This is a genomic window from Streptomyces sp. NPDC002536, from assembly GCF_053594995.1.
This window is the reverse complement of sequence record NZ_JBSFWU010000035.1, coordinates 40,265-61,478: the sequence shown is the minus strand read 5'-3', so window position 1 is coordinate 61,478 and position 21,214 is coordinate 40,265. Positions and strand designations below refer to the sequence as shown.

Genomic DNA, 21,214 nt, shown 5'->3' with positions numbered 1-21,214 from the left:
GCCGCGGCCACCGCGCCCGCGATGGCCGCGCAGGCCAGCACGAGCACGGGCACCGCCCCGGTGCGGCCCGTGTCGGCGCTCTGGCCGGGCCCCTTCCGGGGCCGGCGCAGCCCCTCCAGCGGGGAGTGCGCGCGGAGGCCCTGCGCGGTGGGCAGTTCGAGGGAGTAGAGGATGCCCGCGGAGGCCCCGAAGAGCCCGGCCGCGAGGTAGCAGGCGAGGGCCGGCTGGTGCACGTGGAACCAGTCGATGCCGGAGCCGAGCAGGTTCTCGAAGAGGGTGACGACGACGAGCGCGGCCGCGGCGGCGGGCAGTGCGAGGAAGGTCGTACGGAGCGACAGGCGGCGCAGCGCGTCGAGGTGGTCCGGCAGCGGGCGGACGGCCGCGCCCTCCGGCGGCGGCATGGGCAGCAGCGCGGGGGCCGCGCCGTCCTTGGCGACGGTCCACACCCGCTCGGCGATGCCGATCACGAAGGCGGTGGCCAGCAGCCAGGCAAGCGCCCGGTCGCCGGCCCAGTCGATCCAGGTGGGCGCGACGGCGAGCAGCGCGAACCGCAGCCCGTCCGCGCCGATCATGGTCCAGCGGCGGTCGAGCGGGCCGTCCGGTGCCAGGAGCGAGGACAGCGGTCCGAGCAGGACGGCGCCGGAGAGCAGCGTCGCGAGCAGCCGCGCGCCGACGACGGCGGCGAGGGCGAGCGCGGCACCGCGGTAGCCGCCGCCCAGCGCGTCCGTCTCGACGGCCGCCTGCAGCGACAGCAGCATGAGCACCAGGACGGCAAGGGCGTCTCCGGTGCTGCCTGCGGACTGGGCGGACCACAGCTTCCTGAGTGCGGGAATGCGCAGCAGGGATCGCAGGGCACGCTCGCGGGAGTCCTCGGCCAGCGCCCGTGATGCGGGGTTGACCTCTGTTGGCTGCTCGGCTCGCGTCATCCTGCCAGCCTATCCGGAGTGCCCGAATCGCCGCCGTCCGCGAACGAACGCCTGAGCGAACATCACACAGGACGTCACACGGGACGTCTTACGGACTGTCCTATGCGTGAGGGCGGTGACCGGTCACCGGTCACCGCCCTCACCCGGACTGCTCCGCCTACTCCGCGGAAGCCGACGCCGGCTCCGCCGCCGCCTTCTTCGCGGCGGCCGTGGTCTTCTTCGCCGCCGTCTTCTTGGCGGCAGCCGCCTTGGTCGTCTTCTTCGCGGCCGTCTTCTTGGCCGCGGTCTTCTTCGCCGGGGCCTTCTTGGCCGTGGTGGTCTTCTTCGCGGCCGCCTTCTTGGCGGTCTTCTTCGCCGGGGCCTTGGCGCGCTTCTCGGCCAGCAGCTCGTAACCGCGCTCCGGCGTGATCGTCTCCACGTCGTCGTCGCGCCGCAGGGTCGCGTTCGTCTCGCCGTCGGTCACGTACGGGCCGAAGCGGCCGTCCTTGACCACCACGGGACGCTCGCTGACCGGGTCGGTGCCCAGCTCCTTCAGCGGCGGCTTGGCCGCGGCCCGCCCGCGCTGCTTGGGCTGCGCGTAGATCGCCAGGGCCTCCTCCAGCGTGATGCTGAAGAGCTGGTCCTCGGTCTCCAGCGACCGCGAGTCCGTGCCCTTCTTCAGGTACGGGCCGTAGCGGCCGTTCTGCGCGGTGATCTCCACGCCCTCGGCGTCGGCGCCGACCACCCGCGGGAGGGACATCAGGCGCAGCGCGTCCTCGAGCGTCACCGTGTCGAGGGACATCGACTTGAACAGCGACGCGGTACGCGGCTTGACCGCGTTCTTGCCGGTCTTCGGGGTGCCCTCGGGGAGGATCTCGGTGACGTACGGGCCGTAGCGGCCGTCCTTGGCGACGATCTGGTGGCCCGACTCCGGGTCCTTGCCCAGCTCGAAGTCACCGCTCGGCTTGGCGAGCAGCTCCTCCGCGTACTCGACGGTGAGCTCGTCGGGCGCCAGGTCGCCGGGCACGTCCGCCCGCTGGTGGCCCTCGGAGTCCTTCTCGCCGCGCTCCACGTACGGGCCGTAGCGGCCGACGCGCAGCACGATGCCGCTGCCAACAGGGAACGAGGACACCTCGCGGGCGTCGATCGCGCCCAGGTCGGTGACCAGCTCCTTCAGCCCGCCGAGGTGGTCGCCGTCGCCGTTGCCGGCGTCGGCGGCGCCGCCCTCGGGGCCCTCGCCGAAGTAGAAGCGGCGCAGCCACGGCACGGCCTGGGCCTCACCGCGGGCGATGCGGTCGAGGTCCTCCTCCATGGAGGCGGTGAAGTCGTAGTCGACGAGCCGGCCGAAGTGCTTCTCCAGCAGGTTGACGACGGCGAAGGAGAGGAAGGACGGGACGAGCGCGGTGCCCTTCTTGAAGACGTAGCCGCGGTCGAGGATGGTGCCGATGATCGACGCGTACGTCGACGGGCGGCCGATCTCCCGCTCCTCCAGCTCCTTGACCAGCGAGGCCTCGGTGTAGCGGGCCGGGGGCTTGGTGGCGTGGCCGTCGGCGGCGATCTCCTCGGCCGTCAGCGCGTCGCCCTCGGTGACCTGCGGCAGGCGGCGCTCGCGGTCGTCCAGCTCGGCGTTCGGGTCGTCGGCGCCCTCCACGTAGGCCTTCATGAAGCCGTGGAAGGTGATGGTCTTGCCGGACGCGCTGAACTCGGCGTCCCGGCCGTCGGCCGACCGGCCGGCGATCTTGACGGTGACGGAGTTGCCGGTCGCGTCCTTCATCTGGGAGGCGACGGTCCGCTTCCAGATCAGCTCGTAGAGCCGGAACTGGTCACCGGTCAGCCCGGTCTCCGCGGGAGTGCGGAAACGATCACCCGAAGGACGGATGGCCTCGTGCGCCTCCTGGGCGTTCTTGACCTTGCCCGCGTAGGTCCGCGGCTTCTCCGGCAGGTATTCGGCGCCGTAGAGCTGGGTGACCTGCGTCCGGGCGGCGGTGACCGCCGTGTCGGAGAGCGTCGTGGAGTCCGTACGCATATAGGTGATGAAGCCGTTCTCGTACAGCTTCTGGGCCACCTGCATCGTCGCCTTGGCACCGAAGCCCAGCTTGCGCGAGGCCTCCTGCTGCAGCGTGGTGGTGCGGAACGGGGCGTACGGGGAGCGGCGGTACGGCTTGGACTCGACCGAGCGCACCGCGAAGGACGTGTCCGCGAGGGCGGCGGCCAGCGCGCGGGCGTTGGCCTCGTCCAGGTGCAGGACCTGCGCGGAATCCTTCAGCTGCCCGTTCGACCCGAAGTCGCGGCCCTGCGCGACGCGGCGGCCGTCGACCGCGCTCAGCCGTGCGGCGAAGGTGCCCGGGTCGCTGACGTCGCCGCCGCGGCCGGTGGCAAAGGTGCCGGTGAGGTCCCAGTACTCGGCGGAGCGGAAGGCGATGCGCTCGCGCTCGCGCTCGACGACGAGGCGGGTGGCGACGGACTGCACACGGCCGGCCGACAGCCGCGGCATGACCTTCTTCCACAGGACCGGCGAGACCTCGTAGCCGTAGAGGCGGTCGAGGATGCGGCGGGTCTCCTGGGCGTCGACCAGCTTCTTGTTGAGCTCGCGCGGATTGGCGACGGCGGCCTGGATCGCGTCCTTGGTGATCTCGTGGAAGACCATCCGGCGGACCGGGACCTTGGGCTTGAGCACCTCCTGGAGGTGCCAGGCGATGGCCTCGCCCTCGCGGTCCTCATCGGTGGCGAGGAAGAGCTCGTCGGACTCGGACAGCAGGTCCTTGAGCTTCTTGACCTGGTCCTTCTTGTCCGTGTTGACGACATAGATGGGCTGGAAGTCGGCGTCGACGTTCACACCCAGGCGGGCCCAGGGCTCGCCCTTGTACTTCGCCGGAACCTCGGCGGCCCCGTTCGGCAGGTCACGGATGTGCCCGACGCTCGCCTCGACGACGTATCCGGGGCCGAGGTAGCCCTTGATCGTCTTCGCCTTGGCAGGCGACTCGACGATGACGAGTCGGCGGCCGCCCTGTGCGGTCTCGCTGGTCGGGGACAACTTCGCTCTTCTTCCGGTCGACACTCGGTATGGGCGTTGCGGTGACGCTGCGGAGTGTGACGGTACATCCCGCCCCCGTGTCAAACGGAAAAAGCCCGCAACGCCACTCGAACGGTAACCCGACAAGCGTCCTGTCTGCCGCCCGGACCGTCACACGACGGGTGTGACGGTCCCATCGCGGCCACGTCGTGGCTGGTGGGAAGGGGTGCCGCGACAGTGCCCGGTGGGGTGCGTGTGGCGTTTCGCGGCAGAGGCCGGTGTCCCCGCCCGGGGGCTCGCACCGGCCCGGGCAGGTGCCCACGGACGACCGCGCGCCCCCGGCCGCACCGACAGCCTCCCGGACCCGCCGCACGCCGGACACGCAAACATGACGTGAACGCGACCCCTCCATCCCCTTGCCCCGTGAGTCGGCGCCCCTCCCGCCGCTCCTCGCCTCAGCCGTCCAGCGGAGTCAGGAACCCCTGCTCGACGAGCAGCCGGATCGAGTCCGGCGTACGGTCCCGCAGCTGCACCGGGTCCTCCCCGAGCAGCTGGGCGATGGCGTCGAGGATGCGGCCGGCGCCGAGCGATCCGTCGCACACGCCGGCAAAGCCCGCGCCGACCGTGTCCACCTTGGTGGCCCGTCGCATACCGCGGTTCTGGCGGAGCACCACGTGCTCGGGGTCCTCCGCGCCCGGCAGCCCGACCTGCTCCTGCACGACCTCCGGGGCCAGCCGGAAGCGGGTGGCCAGCAGGGCCGCGTCGTCGTGCGAGCGCAGGAAGTCCTGCCGCTCGAAGTGCGCCCGCACGGTGTCGCCCAGGGGCTGCTCGACGGGGTGCGGCCACTCCTCGGCGATCACGGACGGCTGCTCGGCACCCGTTTTGCGCAACGTGATCCAGCCAAATCCGACGCCCTTGGTCTTCCGGGCCTCGAACTCCTCCAGCCAGGCGTCGTAGCGGGCCGCGTACTCCTGCGGCGCGGTGCGGTGGTCGCCGGCGTCCCGCAGCCACAGCTCGGCGTACTGCGCGACGTCCTGCACCTCGCGCTGGACGATCCACGCGTCGCAGCCGCGCGGCACCCAGGACGCCAGCCGCTCGCGCCAGTCCTCGCCCTCCACGTGCTGCCAGTTGGCGAGCAGCTGGCAGTAACCGCCGTCGTTGAGCCAGTCGGCGGCGTGCTGGACGAGGGTGCGGCACAGGTCGTCCCCGCCCATGCCGCCGTCACGGTAGGTGAGACGGGCGCCGGGGGAGATGACGAACGGCGGGTTGGAGACGATCAGGTCGAACGTCTCGCCGGCGACCGGCTCGAAGAGGGACCCCTGGCGCAGGTCCGCCTCGGGCGCGCCGGACAGCGCCAGCGTGAGCCGCGCGATGTGCAGGGCACGGGGGTTGAGGTCGGTGGCGGTGACCCGGGTGGCGTGCTGGGAGGCGTGCAGCGCCTGGATGCCGGAGCCCGTGCCGAGGTCCAGGGCGCTCGCGACGGGCGTGCGCACCGTGATGCCGGCGAGCGTGGTGGACGCGCCGCCGACCCCGAGGACGAGCTCGGAGCGCTCCACGCCCTCCGGACCCCCGGTGCCTCCGGCGATGCCGCCCGCACCGCCGACCGCGCAGCCGAGGTCGGAGACGATCCACCAGTCCTGCCCCTCGGGGCCGCCGTACGGGCGCACGTCCACCGTCGCCCGCACGAGGTCGCCGTCCTCGCGGACCAGCCAGCCGTCGGCGAGGCAGTCGTCCACGGGGAGGGCCGCGGCGGCCTGCCCGCGGACGACCGCGCGCTGCAGGAGGAAGAGCCGGACCAGCGTCTCCAGCGGGCCGTCCCCGCGGGTGGCGCGCAGGGCGGGGACGGTTTCACTGCGGGCCAGCGCGGCGTAGGCGGGGGCGCCCAGCAGGTCGAGGAGGCCGTCGGCGGTGAAGTCGGCGGCCAGCAGGGCGTCGCGCAGTCGGGCGGTGCGCGTGGTGTCGGCGGTGGGCAGGTGCGTACTCACGGACCCATTGTCGCGGGCACCACCGACAAAAGGCGAAACCCGGGCCGGGGTGGCGGCGGAACGCCCCAACCCCGGCCCGGGAAGCGCTACTTCCCTGTCGCCTCTCGGCTACTTCTTGCTCGCCGACGGCGAGACCGAGGTCTTCTGGCAGCCGGGCTGCTTGGCCATCGCCTTGCCGACGTCGCCGGACAGCAGGGTCTTGAGCGCATCGTCGCTCTTGCCGCTGAGCTTGAGGATGTCCCCGGCGATGTTCTTGAGGCCGTCCGAGAACTTGCTCTGGTCGCCGGTGTCCAGACCGTCTATGCGCTTCTTCAACCCGGCGTACGCACCGGAGAGGTCGTTGAGGGCCTTGACCGCGTTCTTCTGGTTGGTCTCGCCGTCCTTGACGGGCGGAGCGCCGGCGCTCTGCACGGCGTTGGCAAGCGCCTTGTACGCGTCCACGTTCGTCTGGAAGGCAGCCGAATCGGTCTGCTGCATCTTCTTCGGGTCGGTCTCGTTGGCGACCGAGCCGATGGCGGTGTTGGCGTCCTGAATCTTCTTCACCTGGGGCCCCATCTGGCCACAGGCGCTCTTCGCCCAGTCGTCGAGCTTCTTGCCGTTGCCGCCGTTGTCACTGCCGCAACCGGACAGCGCCAGCACGAGTGCCGCCCCGCCGGACAGTGCAGCCGCAAGCTTCTTGTTCACCGGATTGGTCCCTTCGATGGCTCTCGGCCCCGGAACTTACACGTCCCGCTGGAAGGGGCTCCGAGCCGAGGATGCGGTTGGCACCGTTTTGCTGCTATTTGCACCACGATGTTCGTGGTGTTCGCCGCACCGCAACCCCAGAGCGTGCAGACGGGCGGCCGGGGCGCCACAGAGGCGCTCCGCCCGCCCGTATCCGCTGACTCCTGTTGTTCCTGATCCGCCCTTAGGACACCACCGCCGGGTCCACGGGCGTCTTGGCCGGCTCGGCGTTCCCGTCGTCGCCCACGACCACACCGCGCCGCTTGGAGACATACACCGCGCCGACGATGACGACGATGGCCAGCACCGCGACACCGGCCCGCAGCCCCTTGCTGGCGTCGGCCCCGTAGGTGAACTTCACCACCGCGGGGGCGATGAGCAGCGCCACCAGGTTCATCACTTTCAGCAGCGGGTTGATCGCGGGGCCCGCGGTGTCCTTGAACGGGTCACCGACCGTGTCGCCGATGACCGTCGCGGCGTGGGCCTCGCTGCCCTTGCCGCCGTGATGGCCGTCCTCGACCAGCTTCTTGGCGTTGTCCCACGCGCCGCCGGAGTTGGCCAGGAAGACCGCCATCAGGGTGCCCGTGCCGATCGCTCCCGCCAGGTACGCGCCGAGCGCGCCGACCCCGAGCGAGAAGCCGACGGCGATGGGGGCCATGACGGCGAGCAGTCCGGGAGTGGCCAGTTCGCGCAGGGCGTCCTTGGTGCAGATGTCCACCACCCGCCCGTACTCCGGCTTCTCGCTGAAGTTCATGATCCCGGGGTGTTCGCGGAACTGCCGCCGCACCTCGTAGACCACCGAACCGGCCGACCGGGACACGGCGTTGATGGCGAGCCCGGAGAAGAGGAAGACGACGGCCGCGCCGAGCACGAGCCCGACGAGGTTGTTGGGCTGCGAGATGTCCAGGTTCAGCCCCAGCGCACTGGTGTCGGCCCCCACGTCGTCGACGGCCGTCGCGATCGCGTCGCGGTACGAGCCGAACAGCGCCGAAGCGGCCAGCACCGCCGTGGCGATGGCGATGCCCTTGGTGATCGCCTTGGTGGTGTTGCCGACGGCGTCGAGGTCGGTGAGCACCTGCGCGCCCGCGCCCTCGACGTCGCCGGACATCTCGGCGATGCCCTGCGCGTTGTCGGAGACCGGCCCGAAGGTGTCCATGGCGACGATGACGCCGACGGTCGTCAGCAGCCCCGTGCCGGCGAGCGCGACGGCGAACAGCGCCAGCATGACCGACGTGCCGCCCAGCAGGAACGCGCCGTACACGCTCAGCGCGATCAGCACGGCCGAGTAGACCGCCGACTCCAGACCGACGGAGACGCCGGCGAGGACGACCGTGGCGGGACCGGTCAGCGAGGTCCTGCCGATGTCCCGGACCGGACGCCGGCTGGTCTCGGTGAAGTAGCCGGTGAGCTGCTGGATGAGGGCCGCGAGCACGATGCCGATCGCCACCGCGACGAGCGCGAGCACCCGCGGGTCGCCGCTGTGGGTGCGGATGGACTCGTCACCCAGCCCCTCCAAGTCCGCGTAGCTGGACGGGAGATAGGAGTAGACGGCCACGGCGACGAGGGCCAGCGAGATGACGGCCGAGATGAAGAAGCCGCGGTTGATCGCGGTCATCCCGCTGCGGTCGGCACGCCGCGGGGCCACCGCGAAGATGCCGGCCATGGCCGTGAGGACACCGATGGCGGGGACGAGGAGAGGGAAGGCGAGACCGCTGTTGCCGAAGGCGGCCTTGCCGAGGATGAGCGCGGCGACCAGGGTCACGGCGTACGACTCGAAGAGGTCGGCCGCCATGCCCGCGCAGTCGCCCACGTTGTCGCCCACGTTGTCCGCGATGGTGGCGGCGTTGCGCGGGTCGTCCTCGGGGATACCCTGCTCGACCTTGCCGACGAGGTCGGCCCCGACATCCGCGGCCTTGGTGAAGATGCCACCGCCGACGCGCATGAACATGGCCAGCAGCGCCGCGCCGAAGCCGAAGCCCTCCAGCACCTTGGGGGCGTCGGCCGCGTACACCAACACCACGCAGGAGGCCCCCAGCAGGCCCAGGCCGACGGTGCACATCCCGACGACCCCGCCCGTACGGAACGCGATCTTCATGGCGCGGTGGGACACCACCGTGAGGTCCTGCGCGGGCTCGCCCTCGGCAGGCGTCGCCTCACGCGCGGCAGCGGCCACCCTGACATTGCTGCGCACCGCCAGCCACATGCCGATGTAGCCGGTGGCCGCGGAGAACAGCGCGCCGACCAGGAAGAAGGCCGAACGGCCCCAGCGCTGCGTCCAGTTGTCCGCCGGAAGCAGCATGAGCAGGAAGAACACGGCCACGGCGAAGACGCCGAGGGTGCGCAACTGCCGGGCGAGGTAGGCGTTGGCGCCCTCCTGCACCGCCGCGGCGATTCTCTTCATGCTGTCGGTGCCCTCGCCTGCGGCAAGCACCTGCCGCACCAGCACCACCGCCACCACCAGTGCCGCGAGCGCCACTGCGGCGATCACCATCACCAGGGTGCGGTTGCCGCGGGTCAGTTCGACCGCGAGGTTCTGAGCCAGATTCCGATGAAAGTCCACCTGTTCAGGGGTGAAGTGCCCCGCCATTCGTCCTCCTTGACGTTTGGCACATGGGCGCGCAGCCGGACCGCGACCGCGGAACAGCCGCCACGCTCAGGCGTCCTGAGCTCAAGATGCACGGATTGTAGGGAGCATGGCGAGATCAAAACAGAGCGCGGCAAACGGAATGAGCCTGTACAGGACCGCGCCCCGGGGCTGCATCGCAGGACGGGCCGAAGGACGGCGGGGAACCGGGGGAGGGCGAAAATCCGCTCCCCTCCACACCTGTTCTCCCCGGTCAACACCCGGGAAGCCCGAATACGGCGGGGGCAGGACGCAGAACTCCGGCGAAAAAACGAGGCGGGACTACGACAAGCTACGACAGCGCGGGCGCCGGAGTCGTCGGCCAGCTCATCCGGATATGGCCGCCCGTCTCGTCGGCCGTCACCTCGACGTCGTCCACCAGGCCGCTGATCACGGCGAGGCCCATGTCGTCCTCGCCCTCGGCACCGCTCTCCTCCGCGGCGTGGACCGCCGCCCCGGAGCCGGCACCCACGGAACCGGCCCGCGCGGCAGCCGTGGCCTCGACGGCCACCGCATGCGGCGCGTCGTCCGCGACCTCGATCGAGAACTTCTTCTCGTCCTCGATCAGCACCACCCGGACCGGGCTCGCGATCCCATGGCTGATGTGCAGCCCGACCGCGCGCGAGCACGCCTCGCCGACGGCGAGCCGCACCTCGTCCAGCACGGCCTCGTCGACCCCGGCCCGGCGTGCCACCGCGGCCGCCACGAGCCTGGCGGTCCGGACATGCTCGGGAAGGGCACTGAAGAGCAGTTCGACGGTGGCCATGCCATCCCCCTCGGTGGTACGTGCCCTCTTTCCTGCTCCGGGAACAGGGCTGACTCGCAGAGGGACCCGGACCTGCCGGCCCGGAACCCCCGGCGCAACTGGGTCGTCGGGCGGCCGCGGACGGCCGCCCCGGCCGCCGGCGGTCACCGGGCCGCCGGCAGACCGCAGGGTCGTCAGTCGGTCGCCTGCACCGCGTCCTCGACCGAGGTGTGGATCGGGAACACCTTGGTCAGGCCGGTGATACGGAAAATCTTGAGAATGCGCTCCTGGTTGCAGACCAGCCGCAGCGAGCCCTCGTGGGCACGCACCCGCTTCAGGCCGCCGACCAGGACGCCGAGCCCGGTGGAGTCGAGGAAGTCGACACCCTCCATGTCCACGACGAGGTGATAGCTGCCGTCGTTGACCAGCTCGACCAACTGCTCACGCAGCTTGGGCGCGGTGTACACATCAATCTCGCCACCGACCCGGACAACCGTACGGTCGCCTACGGTCTCGGTCGACAGGGACAGGTCCACGGATCCTCCAGCACCTTGCTATCGAGCGGTCGCCCCCCATGGATCGGCAGCCGCGATGGCATTCAATCACTTACCGGCAGGCGTGCACGACGCCTTGGCACCATTGTCCGTCACGCCGGTGACACACTCGGTGTCGATGGCCAACGATCAACTCCCGCCGGAGGCGGGCGTACATCCCGCTCCCCGGACGGTCCTGGACCGCCTCACCGCCGGGGCAGGCCGGGCTGCACGCATCACTCATACGGAGCACTTGCCCCCTCGTCCCGGACGTCATGCGCCCTGGCCCGAGAAGATCCGGCCGGAAGTGACCGAGGCCATCCGGGCCGCCGGAATCGAGCGTCCCTGGGCCCATCAGGCGCGCACGGCCGAGCACGCCCTGCGCGGCGAGTCGGTCGTCGTGGCCACCGGCACCGCCTCCGGCAAGTCCCTCGCCTACCTCGCGCCCGTCCTCAGCACCCTGCTGGACGGCTCGGAGGCCCCCAACGGCCGGGGCACCACCGCGCTCTACCTGGCCCCCACCAAGGCCCTCGCCGCCGACCAGCGCCGCGCCGTGCGCGAGCTCGCCGCACCCCTGGGCAAGGGCGTCCGGGCCGCCGTCTACGACGGGGACACCCCCGTCGAGGAGCGCGAGTGGGTGCGCCAGTACGCCAACTACGCGCTCACCAATCCGGACATGCTCCACCGCTCGATCCTGCCCTCCCACCCCAGGTGGGCCTCCTTCCTGCGCGCCCTGCGCTACGTCGTCGTCGACGAGTGCCACACCTACCGCGGCGTCTTCGGCTCGCACGTGGCCCAGGTGCTCCGCCGGCTGCGGCGCGTCTGCGCCCGCTACGGCTCCGACCCCGTCTTCCTGCTCGCCTCCGCCACCGCCTCCGACCCCGCCACGGCGGCGACCCGGCTCACCGGCATGCCGGTCACCGGAATCACCGAGGACGCCTCACCGCGCGGCGAGCTCGTCTTCGCCCTGTGGGAGCCCCCGCTCACCGAGCTCCACGGCGAACGGGGCGCCCCCGTCCGCCGCACCGCCACCGCCGAGACCGCCGACCTGCTGACCGACCTCGCCGTCCAGGGCGTCCGCACGGTCGCCTTCGTCCGCTCCCGGCGCGGCGCCGAGCTCGTCTCCCTGATCGCCCAGGAACGCCTGGCCGCCGTGGACCGCTCCCTCCCCTCCCGCGTCGCCGCCTACCGCGGCGGCTACCTCCCCGAGGAGCGCCGGGCCATCGAGCGCTCCCTGCACACCGGCGAGCTGCTGGGCCTCTCCGCCACCTCCGCCCTGGAACTGGGCGTCGACGTCGCCGGCCTCGACGCCGTGCTCCTCTGCGGCTACCCCGGCACCCGCGCCTCCCTGTGGCAGCAGGCCGGCCGCGCAGGCCGGACGGGCCGGGGCGCCCTCGCCGTCCTGGTCGCCCGGGACGACCCCCTGGACACCTACCTCGTCCACCACCCGGAGGCGCTCTTCCGGCAGCCCGTGGAATCCACCGTGCTGGACCCGGACAACCCCTACGTCCTGGCCCCGCACCTGTGCGCCGCGGCCGCCGAACTGCCGCTCACCGAGGCCGACCTGTCGCTCTTCGGCCCCGAGACCCACAACCTCCTCTCCCAGCTGGAAGCCCGCAAGCTGCTCCGCCGCCGCGCCGCCGCCTGGCACTGGACGCGCCGCGAACGCGCCGCCGACCTCACCGACATCCGGGGCGAGGGCGGCCGCCCCGTCCAGGTCGTGGAGGAGGGCACAGGACGGCTGCTGGGCACGGTGGATGCGTCGGCCGCCCACACCACCGTCCACGAGGGCGCCGTCCACCTCCACCAGGGCCGCACCTACCTCGTCCGCCACCTCGACCTGGAGGAGTCCGTCGCCCTGGTCGAGCAGGCCGATCCGCCCTACTCGACGACCGCCCGCGACACCACGGCCGTCTCCATCCTGGAGACCACCACCGAGATCCCCTGGGGGGACGCACGGCTGTGCTTCGGCTCCGTCGAAGTCACCAACCAGGTCGTCTCCTTCCTCCGCCGCAAACTCATCACCGGCGAGGTCCTCGGCGAGTCCAAACTGGACCTGCCGCCCCGCACCCTGCGCACCCGCGCCGTGTGGTGGACCGTGACCGAGGACCAGCTCGACGAGGCCCGTATCCACCCCGAGGCCCTCGGCGGGGCCCTGCACGCCGCGGAACACGCCTCCATCGGCATGCTCCCCCTCTTCGCCACCTGCGACCGCTGGGACATCGGCGGCGTCTCCGTCCCCCTCCACCCCGACACGCTCCTGCCGACCGTCTTCGTCTACGACGGCCACCCGGGCGGCGCCGGCTTCGCCGAACGCGCCTTCCGCACCGCCACGCGCTGGCTCACCGCCACCCGCGAGGCGATCGCCTCCTGCGAGTGCGACACCGGCTGCCCGTCCTGCATCCAGTCCCCCAAGTGCGGCAACGGCAACGACCCGTTGGACAAGCGAGCCGCCATCCGGCTGCTCACCCGCCTCCTCGCAGACGCACCGGCGGAGGACGGCGGCGAGGGCACCCCGCCTCCGTCGCCGCCCGCACCGGCACCGGATCAGCCGGTGTAGGCCGCCAGGCCCTCCGCTTCCGGCGGCCCCGCACGGGAGCGGACGCGCACCCTGTACGGCCCCGCCCGGGCCTCGGCCGCCACCTCGGCGATCTCGCCGACGACGGCGCACCGCACCACCGCCGCCTGCTGGGCGGCCGCGACCTTGCGGGCGAGACCGCAGGCCGCGTCCTGGCCGAGCAGGGCGTGGTCCGCCGCCGCCAGCGCGGCCAAGTCCGCTGCACCGCCTGCCCGGTGGCGGGCCACCACGGCCTGGCCCATCGCCAGCACCGCGGCGAAGACCATGCAGAACGCCGTCGCGGCGACCGCCACCCAGACCGAGGCCATGCCCCGGTCACCGAACCGTCTCCTCCGCAAGGGCCACCGCCTCCCCGCTCACCCGGACCGCCAGCGGACCGGGGCCGGCCGCCCGGGCCTCGACCCGGACCCGCACCAGATCACCCCGGCGCTCCACCCCGATGCGGGCCCCCGCCGGTGCGGCCGACCTGGCCGCCGCGACGGCCGCGGACGACGGATCGGACCGGGCCGCGGACCTGGCCCCCGCCCTGGCCGCATCCACACACTGGATCTGTGCGGCGGCAGCCATCAACCCCCAGAGCAGAGCCATGCCGAACAGCACCAGGGTCGGCAGCACCACGGCGGCCTCCGCCGTCACATAGCCGCCGTCAGAACGGCGCATGGAGCGCCTTGCCGATCAGCGACTGCAGGGCGGAGCTGACCGCCCCACTCGTCACCACCTTGTAGAGCACTGCCGCCAGCGCACACGCTGCCAGCGTTCCCACGGCGTACTCGGCCGTAATCCTTGCTTAGTTATCGAGTCTCATTCGGTCAGCCACCCTTCATCGAGTGGCCAAATATCTCTTGCACTTGATCGTGTCTCATACCTAGTGTTCGACCATGCACTTGATCTTCTTCTCCCGGACGGACTGGGAGACATGGGGCATGGCCCAGCGCCCGTTGATCCCCGAGGGCATGCCGATCCTGATCGACGACGACCTCTGCTTCGAAGACCACGGGAGGCCGCGGCCCGCCGCGACTGCGAACCTCTGGCTGCGCGAGCTGCCGGTCAGCGGGGCCCCGTCGCCTCGAACTTGGAAGGCGTACGCGCAGGCCCTGAAGAGCTGGTTCGAGTTCCTGGCTACCGCCGGGATCCATCCCTTCGGACCCAGGGACCAGCTCCGCTCGGCACTCAGCGGCTTCGCCGAGCACCGACTGTCAGGTCCGCTGGCGGACCGGTGGGACGAGAGCACCTGGAACCAGAACATCAACACGACCGCACGCTTCTATGAGTGGGCCGCAGCCGAAGGGCACTGCGACGTGGTCCCGTTCAACTACGCCATGGCCCGGAGGTACACCGAGGCCGGCGTACAGATGACGAAGCGGAACACCGCGACACTGCGGCGAGCGAAACGTCATGTGACGTTGAAGTACTTGGAGCCGGACTTCTCCGACATGTTCGTGAAGGGCCTGGCGGGCCTTCGGCCTGATGGCGACCCCGACGATTTCCGCGGACATCACCTCGGCAGAAATGCGGCCATGGGCAAGCTCGTCATATCCAGCGGCCCCCGCGCGCAGGAGTTCACTCACCTCCTGACGTATGAATTGCCTCCGGTCCCGGCGCGGCCCACTGAGGTTCCGATCCGTTTCCCGTTGTCGGCACAGATCACCAAGGGTAAGAAGCCCCGGGAGACATGGGCGAGCTATGAGGCCCTGACGGAGATCTGGCAGTACATCGAGCTTGACCGAGTGGCGCTGACGGAGGGCCGCACCTACAGGCCCGATCCCCGGCTCGGGGAACCGTTGCTCGTAACCGATCCTGACTGGGAGGGCGGTCGGGTCAATGGCCGCCGTGTGTCCTGGCGGCGGCTGACCCTCAACGAACGACTGCGCCTGGTGACACCGGAGGGCGGCCCCGCGATCGTCGCACTGCAATCGGATGGGACCCCGTTCACCGACTGGACGACGACGTTTCGCAGGACCTCGCAACGGATCCGTCGAGACTTCGAGCCCCGATTTCCGACTGTCACCTCCCATACGCTGCGGCACACAATGGCCATGCAAACGTTGGAAATGCTCGTCAAGGGCCACTATCAGCGAGCCGCTGCCCTGATCTCCGACACCGACGAAGACGCCGCACTCGCCCTGTACCTGACGAAAGCAGAACCTCTGCTCGTCCTGCGCGATTTGCTGGGACATTCGAGTGTGACCACGACGGAAATTTATGTGCAGCGCCTGGACGTACAGCGCATCTACAAGAGCCTGTACACCGAAGTCGGCCAGGAGAGCGGACTGGCTGCTCTCGAAGCAGCTGCCGAGTTCGATGGTGAGCAGGGTGCGGAATGGTAGCTCTCCTCGATCTCGACCCGTTGCAGGTCAGATTCTCATTCCCTGACGGGTCGAATTGGACGGCGGACCTCAGCAAGACGACGAACCCGAGACTTGCCGCCGAGCTCGCGTCCGGCCTCGTGCAACTGGTGCATCCGCTCGGCAACGTGACGCGGCGCAATACCGCCGTCCGATACGCCTCAACGCTGCGCCGGATGGTCGCCAGTCTGACCGAAGCCGGCTTTCAGGGCGGAGTTGCCGACCTACGCAAGAGCCACATGCTGCCGTACTGGCTGTCGGTTGCCGGCGAGAAGGTCATGATGTCCCGGATGCTGCTCAAGGGCTGCGGCGCCATCGTTGACGAGGAACTTCGGGCCTACGTCGATGGGAAGCCCGTCAAGCGGAGGCCGATCACCAAGCCGCTTGAGCCCTACAGCGAGTCCGAGTGGCGGGCCATCGAATCGGGCCTGCGCGCGCTTGTGCAGCAGATGCTCTCCGACCACCGGGAAGCCGTTGCTCTCGCCCAGCTCGGCCCCGAGGATGCTGCGCCACGCGCCCTGAGTCGTAGGACTCTGGCCTGGCTGATGTACGAACACGGGCCGATAACCCGCGTGAAAGCGGCAAGCGTGCTGGGGGCATCGCCGGACGTATTCCGTGGGTGGGGGGCGGAATTCGATGCCATTCGTGACGCGCTGTATCCCCCGGTCTTCGCTGTGCACGCCGTCCGGAGCCTGTTCGGCGTCTACTGCGGCGTGGTCCCGGACGGCATCCGGGACCTCGGCGTGGACGACTTCACCTGGGCCGGGGACCGGACGGTGCTGATGAACTACGTCAAGCGGCGCCGTGGTCCGGAGTCGGTAAGCCTGCCGTCTCGCGCCGTGCGCCTGCTGGACCGGTGGATGGAACTATCGGCCCAGCTACGGCGGTTCACACCGAAGGAGTCGGCAGACGCCTTGTGGGTCTTCCGTGACGTGAAGGGCCACGAAAGCCTGCCTGAAGGACAGCTCGCCGTCCTCTCACCCCTCGATGTGCCTGGCAGCGGCGTCCGGCCCCGGCGGCGTCTGGCCATGACGCTCGGCCTCCGGACCGATGCCGGTGAGCCGCTGCTGCTGCACGCGGGGCGAATACGCACGACCTACCACCACTCGCTCGCGCGCCGGGGATGGACCGGCCGGACGACCATCGACCCCAACCACACCGCCCGCGTTGAGGGCGACCACTACGTATCGGCGGTTACCCCGGCCCAGGCGGACGCGGTGGAGTCGATCATCGAAGACGCTCAGGCGGACGTTCTGCGTCGAGCGCGGCCACCAGTCCTGCTCACCGAGGAGGAAGCCGCCGAGTTCGTGGCACAGCAGCCGCAGGCCGCCGCCCGCCTGGGCCTTGATCACGGAGCGATGGCCGATCTGCTCAGCGGCGAGATGGACGTGTTCACCGCCTCGTGCGCGAACCAGCTGGCCGGACTGCACGGCCCGGCGGGCAAACCCTGCCCCGCCAGACCATGGGTGTGCCTGCTGTGTCCCCTGGCGGTCTTCCTGCCCCGTCACGCGCCGAACCTGCTGCGGCTGAAGGCGTACTTCGCACGCCAGTCCCGGCAGATGACCACCGAGCAGTTCCTCGCGGTCTTCGGCCCGTACGCCGATCGGCTCGACCACGACATCCTGCCCCGCTTCCCCGCCAGCGCCCTGGACCAGGCGGCCAGTGAGGTCGCCGATACCGACGCCGAACTGCCTCTGCGTCCCGAGGAAGGAACCCAGTGAACGCCCCCGCCCGCATCCTGCACACCGCCACAGGACCGATTCCCGCCTCGCTCGCCTCCCGGTCACCGTTCGCCGGCGTGGACGTGTGTGAGGCGGCGGGCTGGGACGTCCTGCCGGGTAGTGTCCGCCCCCGGTTCGACGAGGACCTCTGGGACATGACCGGCTTGGCCAAGGTTCCCAGGACCATGCGGACGAGCAGCAAACGGTGGGACTTCGGCGCCATCACCAACCCGCGGTGGAGACTGACGGCCAAGGAGTACATCTTCGCGCTGGCCGCCCCTCACCACGAGAAGGTCCTCTCCCTGCCCAACGCTCTCCGGGACCCGTTCAAGCCCCAGTCCTGCAACCTGATGGTCTTGGAAGCGAGCCGCTGGCTGAACTTCCTGACAGCTCAGGGCATCGAAAACCTGGCAGAGGTCATGCAGGAGCACTGCGACGCCTACAAAGAGGTCCGTTCGATGCGGACCCGCCACCCGTCGCAGAACACCACACCGCTCACGCCAGGGGCATTGGTGAATGTGATCCGACCGGTCCAGGCAATGGCCCGCTACGGCGAACTGTTCACCGCCGACGCGTACGCGCCCGGCTTCACCCCCTGGGCAGGGCGGACGGCCTCCGAGGTAGCGGCCAAACGCTGGACGGAGGGGAACACCACACCGCCGGTCCCCGACGAGGTGTTCCAGCCCGCTGTGGCCGCCGCGCTCTACATCGTGGAAACGCTCGGGCCCCTCGTGGCCGCTGAGCAAAAGCTCATGTTCGAAGAGCTCCAGAAGTACAGCAAGCCCGTGAGCCAGCTCAAACAGCTCTCGGCGCGTTCCCAGGCCCTCCTGCTGGAGGTCCTGGACTGGCACGTGCGGGAGAACGTGCCCTTCACCCGGCTCGAAGAAAACCACATCAAGAAGCGGATCGGCCGGGGGTGGGACCCGAAGGACCCGCTGCTGGAGGTCAACACCAGTCACGTCAGCCAGCGGGCCTCGTACGGCTTCCTGCTGTCCACTCGCCAGCTTGAGCAGATACGTCCCGAGTGGGAGGCGGCAGTGGCCCAGGTCGGGATCATGGAGGAACTCGGCCGCAGTGCCAGCCTCGTCCCACGTCACGATGACCCCCAAGTGCTCGTGCCGTGGACGCTGCCGATCTCACGGGCGACGCTCCGGCACCTGGTGTTCGTCGTGCTGGCGGCCTGCCGCCTGCTCGTCGCCGCGCTCAGCGGCATGCGGGCCAGCGAGCTGGACGAACTCACGCACGAGTCCACCCTGCCGCCCGCCACCGTGCCCGGCGGCACCACGAGATACCGTCTGGCAAGCCGCGTGATCAAGCAGCGAGAACTCGGCGGAGTCGCGGACGAGTGGGTGGTGCTGGAACCGGCCTACCGTGCGGTCCAGCTGGCCTCACAGCTGAACAAGGCGGCGGACGACGGACGTGTCTTCCCCGTGAGTGCGATCGACTACGCCTACCAGCGCTTCCGCGAATGGGTCAACGGGACCGAGGGTCAGCGGCTCGGACTGACGCCGATCCCGTCGGGCCCGGTCAACGGCCGGATGCTCCGCCGCACGGTCTCTCTCGCGCTGGCCCACCGGCCCGGTGGCCTGCTCGCCGCCAAGATCCATCTCAAGCACCTCTCGGTCGTGACCACCGAGGGCTATGCGGCCCGGCCCGGTGGCTCCCAGGCCGCCCTTTTGGCCGAGGCGACCAAGGCCGAGAAGGAACACCACCTCCAGCTCACAGCCGACGCCTACGAGGACTACCGGGCGGGCCGGCTGCCCTCTGGACCGGGTGCCCGCGACCTGATCGCCGCCTTCGAGCACATCGACGCCGAGCTCAAAGACCACGCCCCCGGCGCCGCATCCGTGCTGGACTCGGAACGGCGCCTGGAGAACCTGCTGCGCAAGCAGGCCCAGCACCTCCACGTCCAGGCCGCGAACTACTGCTGGTTCCGGGACCCCTCCAAGGCCCTGTGCCTGAAGCTGGCAGGTACTCCCGCAGCGAAGAAGCCGCTGGCCGGGATGTGCGATGCCGCGCGCTGCCCGCAGGCTACCCACCACCCCTGTCATCTGCCGGTATGGAAGAGTCAGGCCGAAGTAACCCGCTCGTTCCTGGGCAACCCCCGGTTTCCCAAGGGTGAGAAAGCCCGTCTCAAGCCGGAGCTGGAGCGCGCTCAGCGAGTGGTGGACGGGATCACGGCGGCCGCCGGTATGACGCAAGGAGAAGGCTGACAATGCCGCGGATCAGCGAAGACACGCGGGCCCGCAACAAGCAGGCGATCCGTGCCGCGATGGACCGGCTGCTGCGGGGCGAACTGCCGCCCGGCGGCAAGTGCGACCTGAAGACGCTGGCCGCCGAAGCGGGGGTGACCCGCACCGGCTTCTACCCGAAGAAGAACCGGGACGGCACCGAGCGGCCCGGCCCGTACCAGCACTTGGCCGAGGAGTTCGAGCGGCGGCTGCGGGCCCTCCAGGACGCCGGCGAGATCGTCGACCCTCGGGCCGCGCAGATCGAGCGGCTGAAGGCGGAGAACGCCGAGCTGAAGAAGCGCGTCGCCGACCGGGACGAGGAACTGGCGAAGCTGATCGCCTTCCGGACGCAGGCGATCTCCCGGCTGGCCGCCCAGCACGACGAGATCGAGCGTCTGCGTAAGCAGGCCGCCGGGGGCGGCAACGTCCGCCAGCTTCCGTCGCCCCGACGCGGCTCGGCGCCGTACGGGTCGTGCAGCTGACGTTGCCGCCAGCCGATCCTGCTGTGCCGGGGCTTGTCTGCGGTTGCCGATCGGTCCGGCGGGGCAGAGTTGATTCCTGATGACCGGTCCGAGCGACTGTGTCTCGTTCGGACCGGCCCTTCTTCACCGCCGCCGGCAGACCTGTGCCGGTCAGATGCGGGTGGCTCCTTCCTCGGCTGCACCGCCGAGGAAGGAGGCCCACGCGTCGGGCCGGAACCGCAAGGCGGGACCGCTGCTGTCCTTGGAGTCCCGGACGGCGACGATGCCACCGGCCTCGGCGACTTCGACGCACGCTCCGTTGCCGGAGCTGTGACTGCTCTTGCGCCAGCAGGCGCCGCTCAGGTCAACCTCGTGAGCCGACTGCCTGTCGTTCGTGCTCATGTCTTCTGCATCTCCCTTGCGATGTTCTCCAGAATGGCGGGGGTCTCCTGCGGATCAGGCCCCGCGGCTCGTACGAGGTCGAAGGTCTGGATGAACTTGCGGACATCACGTTCCTTCTCCAGGTACACGTTTCCGGCGATCGAATCGACGTAGACCACGGTCGGCGCCTTCGTGCCGAACTCCAGCAGCGCGAACGTCCCGGCCATGGCCGCGTGGGCGCCCTTGGCGGTCGGCATCACCTGGATCGTCACGTTCGGCAGGGCGGCGGCATGGATGAGGTGCATGATCTGGGCCGCCATCACCTCCTTCCCGCCGACCGGCCGCCGCAGGGCGGCTTCCTCGACGACCACCCACAGCTCCAGCGGATCGGGCTTGCGGATCAGCAGATCCTGCCGCTGCATGCGGAAGCGGACCAGCCGCTCGACCTCCTCGGGCTCGCCCGGCCGCACCGCCGCGATCACGGCTCTCGCGTAGTCCTCGGTCTGCAGCAGCCCGTGGACGAATATCGGCTCGTAGGCGCGCAGGGCGACCGCGTCGGACTCCAGCCCGGCGTACGTGGCCATGCCGGACGGCAGGACTTCCTCGTAGTGGGCCCACCAGCCCTGCTGCTGGGCATCCTTGTGGATCTGCATCACGGCCTCCACCTGAGCGGGGTCCTCGACGCCGAACCAGGCGAGGAGGTCGCGCACGTCCCGGGCCTTGATCGGGGCCTGTCCGGTCTCCACTCTGCTGATCTTCGACATCGAGCACTCCAGATGTGCCGCGACGTCCTCGATCCTCTTGCCCGCGCTCTCGCGCAGCCTCCGCAGCTCGGCTCCGAGCTGACGCTTGCGTACGGTTGGTCCGCTGGCCGTGGCCATCACCCCTCCTTGACGCGCCCCCGCGTGCGGCAGGTTGCCGTACGCAAGTGTGCCCCAGCACTGCCAACTCCTACCGCCGGACGGGCGTT

15 protein-coding genes and 2 pseudogenes are annotated in these 21,214 nt (G+C 70.4%); 5 read left to right on the top strand and 12 right to left on the bottom strand.

What is annotated here, in order from left to right:
• The 7 genes and pseudogenes from ACWD4B_RS15725 to bldG form a co-directional block, all read right to left on the bottom strand.
• Nucleotides 1-926, bottom strand: a pseudogene (locus ACWD4B_RS15725) (dTMP kinase); the annotation flags it as partial.
• A 157-nt stretch (nucleotides 927-1,083) separates the two neighbouring features.
• Nucleotides 1,084-3,939 carry a type I DNA topoisomerase gene (topA, locus tag ACWD4B_RS15720; protein ID WP_451421247.1) on the bottom strand — a complete coding sequence of 952 codons (2,856 nt, stop codon included), beginning with the start codon at nucleotides 3,937-3,939 and terminating at the stop codon, nucleotides 1,084-1,086.
• 434 nt (nucleotides 3,940-4,373) lie between these two features.
• Nucleotides 4,374-5,903: a DUF7059 domain-containing protein gene (locus ACWD4B_RS15715; protein WP_451421246.1), complete on the bottom strand. Its 1,530-nt coding sequence runs from the start codon at nucleotides 5,901-5,903 to the stop codon at nucleotides 4,374-4,376.
• A gap of 108 nt (nucleotides 5,904-6,011) precedes the next feature.
• On the bottom strand, nucleotides 6,012-6,587 hold the full coding sequence (locus ACWD4B_RS15710; RefSeq protein WP_451421245.1) for a small secreted protein: 576 nt from the start codon (nucleotides 6,585-6,587) through the stop codon (nucleotides 6,012-6,014).
• Nucleotides 6,588-6,810: 223 nt separating this feature from the next.
• Nucleotides 6,811-9,213 carry a sodium-translocating pyrophosphatase gene (locus ACWD4B_RS15705; protein ID WP_451421244.1) on the bottom strand — a complete coding sequence of 801 codons (2,403 nt, stop codon included), beginning with the start codon at nucleotides 9,211-9,213 and terminating at the stop codon, nucleotides 6,811-6,813.
• A gap of 328 nt (nucleotides 9,214-9,541) precedes the next feature.
• Nucleotides 9,542-10,015: an ATP-binding protein gene (locus tag ACWD4B_RS15700; RefSeq protein WP_451421243.1), complete on the bottom strand. Its 474-nt coding sequence runs from the start codon at nucleotides 10,013-10,015 to the stop codon at nucleotides 9,542-9,544.
• Between the two features lie 173 nt (nucleotides 10,016-10,188).
• A complete protein-coding gene (gene bldG / locus ACWD4B_RS15695; RefSeq protein WP_030367299.1) occupies nucleotides 10,189-10,530 on the bottom strand; it encodes an anti-sigma factor antagonist BldG in 342 nt (113 codons plus the stop codon).
• 55 nt (nucleotides 10,531-10,585) lie between these two features.
• On the opposite strand from bldG, the gene ACWD4B_RS15690 reads away from it, so the two are divergent.
• Nucleotides 10,586-13,087, top strand: a complete 2,502-nt coding sequence (locus tag ACWD4B_RS15690; RefSeq protein WP_451421242.1) for a DEAD/DEAH box helicase — start codon at nucleotides 10,586-10,588, stop codon at nucleotides 13,085-13,087.
• Here ACWD4B_RS15690 and ACWD4B_RS15685 read toward each other — a convergent pair.
• The 3 genes and pseudogenes from ACWD4B_RS15685 to ACWD4B_RS15675 all read right to left on the bottom strand — a co-directional run.
• Complete coding sequence (locus ACWD4B_RS15685; RefSeq protein ID WP_451421241.1) at nucleotides 13,075-13,413, bottom strand: Rv3654c family TadE-like protein; 339 nt, start codon at nucleotides 13,411-13,413, stop codon at nucleotides 13,075-13,077. The genes ACWD4B_RS15690 and ACWD4B_RS15685 overlap by 13 nt on opposite strands.
• Before the next feature lie 7 nt (nucleotides 13,414-13,420).
• Nucleotides 13,421-13,765: a TadE family type IV pilus minor pilin gene (locus ACWD4B_RS15680; protein WP_451421240.1), complete on the bottom strand. Its 345-nt coding sequence runs from the start codon at nucleotides 13,763-13,765 to the stop codon at nucleotides 13,421-13,423.
• Nucleotides 13,752-13,883, bottom strand: a pseudogene (locus ACWD4B_RS15675) (DUF4244 domain-containing protein); the annotation flags it as partial. The pseudogene ACWD4B_RS15675 and the gene ACWD4B_RS15680, both read right to left, overlap by 14 nt.
• 100 nt (nucleotides 13,884-13,983) lie before the next feature.
• On the opposite strand from ACWD4B_RS15675, the gene ACWD4B_RS15670 reads away from it, so the two are divergent.
• From ACWD4B_RS15670 to ACWD4B_RS15655, 4 genes are read left to right on the top strand one after another with little or no spacing between them, the layout of a single operon-like run.
• Complete coding sequence (locus ACWD4B_RS15670; protein ID WP_451421239.1) at nucleotides 13,984-15,432, top strand: site-specific integrase; 1,449 nt, start codon at nucleotides 13,984-13,986, stop codon at nucleotides 15,430-15,432.
• Nucleotides 15,426-17,171, top strand: coding sequence for a hypothetical protein (locus tag ACWD4B_RS15665; protein ID WP_451421238.1), 1,746 nt, complete (start codon nucleotides 15,426-15,428; stop codon nucleotides 17,169-17,171). The genes ACWD4B_RS15670 and ACWD4B_RS15665 overlap by 7 nt, the downstream gene beginning before the upstream one ends.
• The gene (locus ACWD4B_RS15660; RefSeq protein ID WP_451421237.1) at nucleotides 17,168-19,384 is read left to right on the top strand and encodes a hypothetical protein; all 2,217 of its coding nucleotides are present in this window, start codon (nucleotides 17,168-17,170) and stop codon (nucleotides 19,382-19,384) included. The genes ACWD4B_RS15665 and ACWD4B_RS15660 overlap by 4 nt, the downstream gene beginning before the upstream one ends.
• Nucleotides 19,385-19,386: 2 nt before the next feature.
• On the top strand, nucleotides 19,387-19,884 hold the full coding sequence (locus ACWD4B_RS15655; RefSeq protein WP_451421236.1) for a hypothetical protein: 498 nt from the start codon (nucleotides 19,387-19,389) through the stop codon (nucleotides 19,882-19,884).
• Between the two features lie 150 nt (nucleotides 19,885-20,034).
• Here ACWD4B_RS15655 and ACWD4B_RS15650 read toward each other — a convergent pair whose 3' ends face one another.
• Nucleotides 20,035-20,265, bottom strand: coding sequence for a DUF397 domain-containing protein (locus tag ACWD4B_RS15650; protein ID WP_451421235.1), 231 nt, complete (start codon nucleotides 20,263-20,265; stop codon nucleotides 20,035-20,037).
• Nucleotides 20,262-21,125, bottom strand: coding sequence for a helix-turn-helix domain-containing protein (locus ACWD4B_RS15645; protein WP_451421234.1), 864 nt, complete (start codon nucleotides 21,123-21,125; stop codon nucleotides 20,262-20,264). Before ACWD4B_RS15645 ends, ACWD4B_RS15650 begins: the two co-directional genes overlap by 4 nt.
• Between the last annotated feature and the right edge of the window lie 89 nt (nucleotides 21,126-21,214).

Bases quoted from the DNA above. Each gene is read 5' to 3' on its own strand.
- ACWD4B_RS15645 (WP_451421234.1), bottom strand. From the start codon at position 21,125: ATGGCCACGGCCAGCGGACCAACCGTACGCAAGCGTCAGCTCGGAGCC.
- ACWD4B_RS15705 (WP_451421244.1), bottom strand. From the start codon at position 9,213: ATGGCGGGGCACTTCACCCCTGAACAGGTGGACTTTCATCGGAATCTG.
- ACWD4B_RS15690 (WP_451421242.1), top strand. From the start codon at position 10,586: ATGGCATTCAATCACTTACCGGCAGGCGTGCACGACGCCTTGGCACCA.
- ACWD4B_RS15655 (WP_451421236.1), top strand. From the start codon at position 19,387: ATGCCGCGGATCAGCGAAGACACGCGGGCCCGCAACAAGCAGGCGATC.
- ACWD4B_RS15665 (WP_451421238.1), top strand. From the start codon at position 15,426: ATGGTAGCTCTCCTCGATCTCGACCCGTTGCAGGTCAGATTCTCATTC.
- ACWD4B_RS15680 (WP_451421240.1), bottom strand. From the start codon at position 13,765: ATGCGCCGTTCTGACGGCGGCTATGTGACGGCGGAGGCCGCCGTGGTG.
- ACWD4B_RS15650 (WP_451421235.1), bottom strand. From the start codon at position 20,265: ATGAGCACGAACGACAGGCAGTCGGCTCACGAGGTTGACCTGAGCGGC.
- ACWD4B_RS15700 (WP_451421243.1), bottom strand. From the start codon at position 10,015: ATGGCCACCGTCGAACTGCTCTTCAGTGCCCTTCCCGAGCATGTCCGG.
- ACWD4B_RS15670 (WP_451421239.1), top strand. From the start codon at position 13,984: ATGCACTTGATCTTCTTCTCCCGGACGGACTGGGAGACATGGGGCATG.
- ACWD4B_RS15685 (WP_451421241.1), bottom strand. From the start codon at position 13,413: ATGGCCTCGGTCTGGGTGGCGGTCGCCGCGACGGCGTTCTGCATGGTC.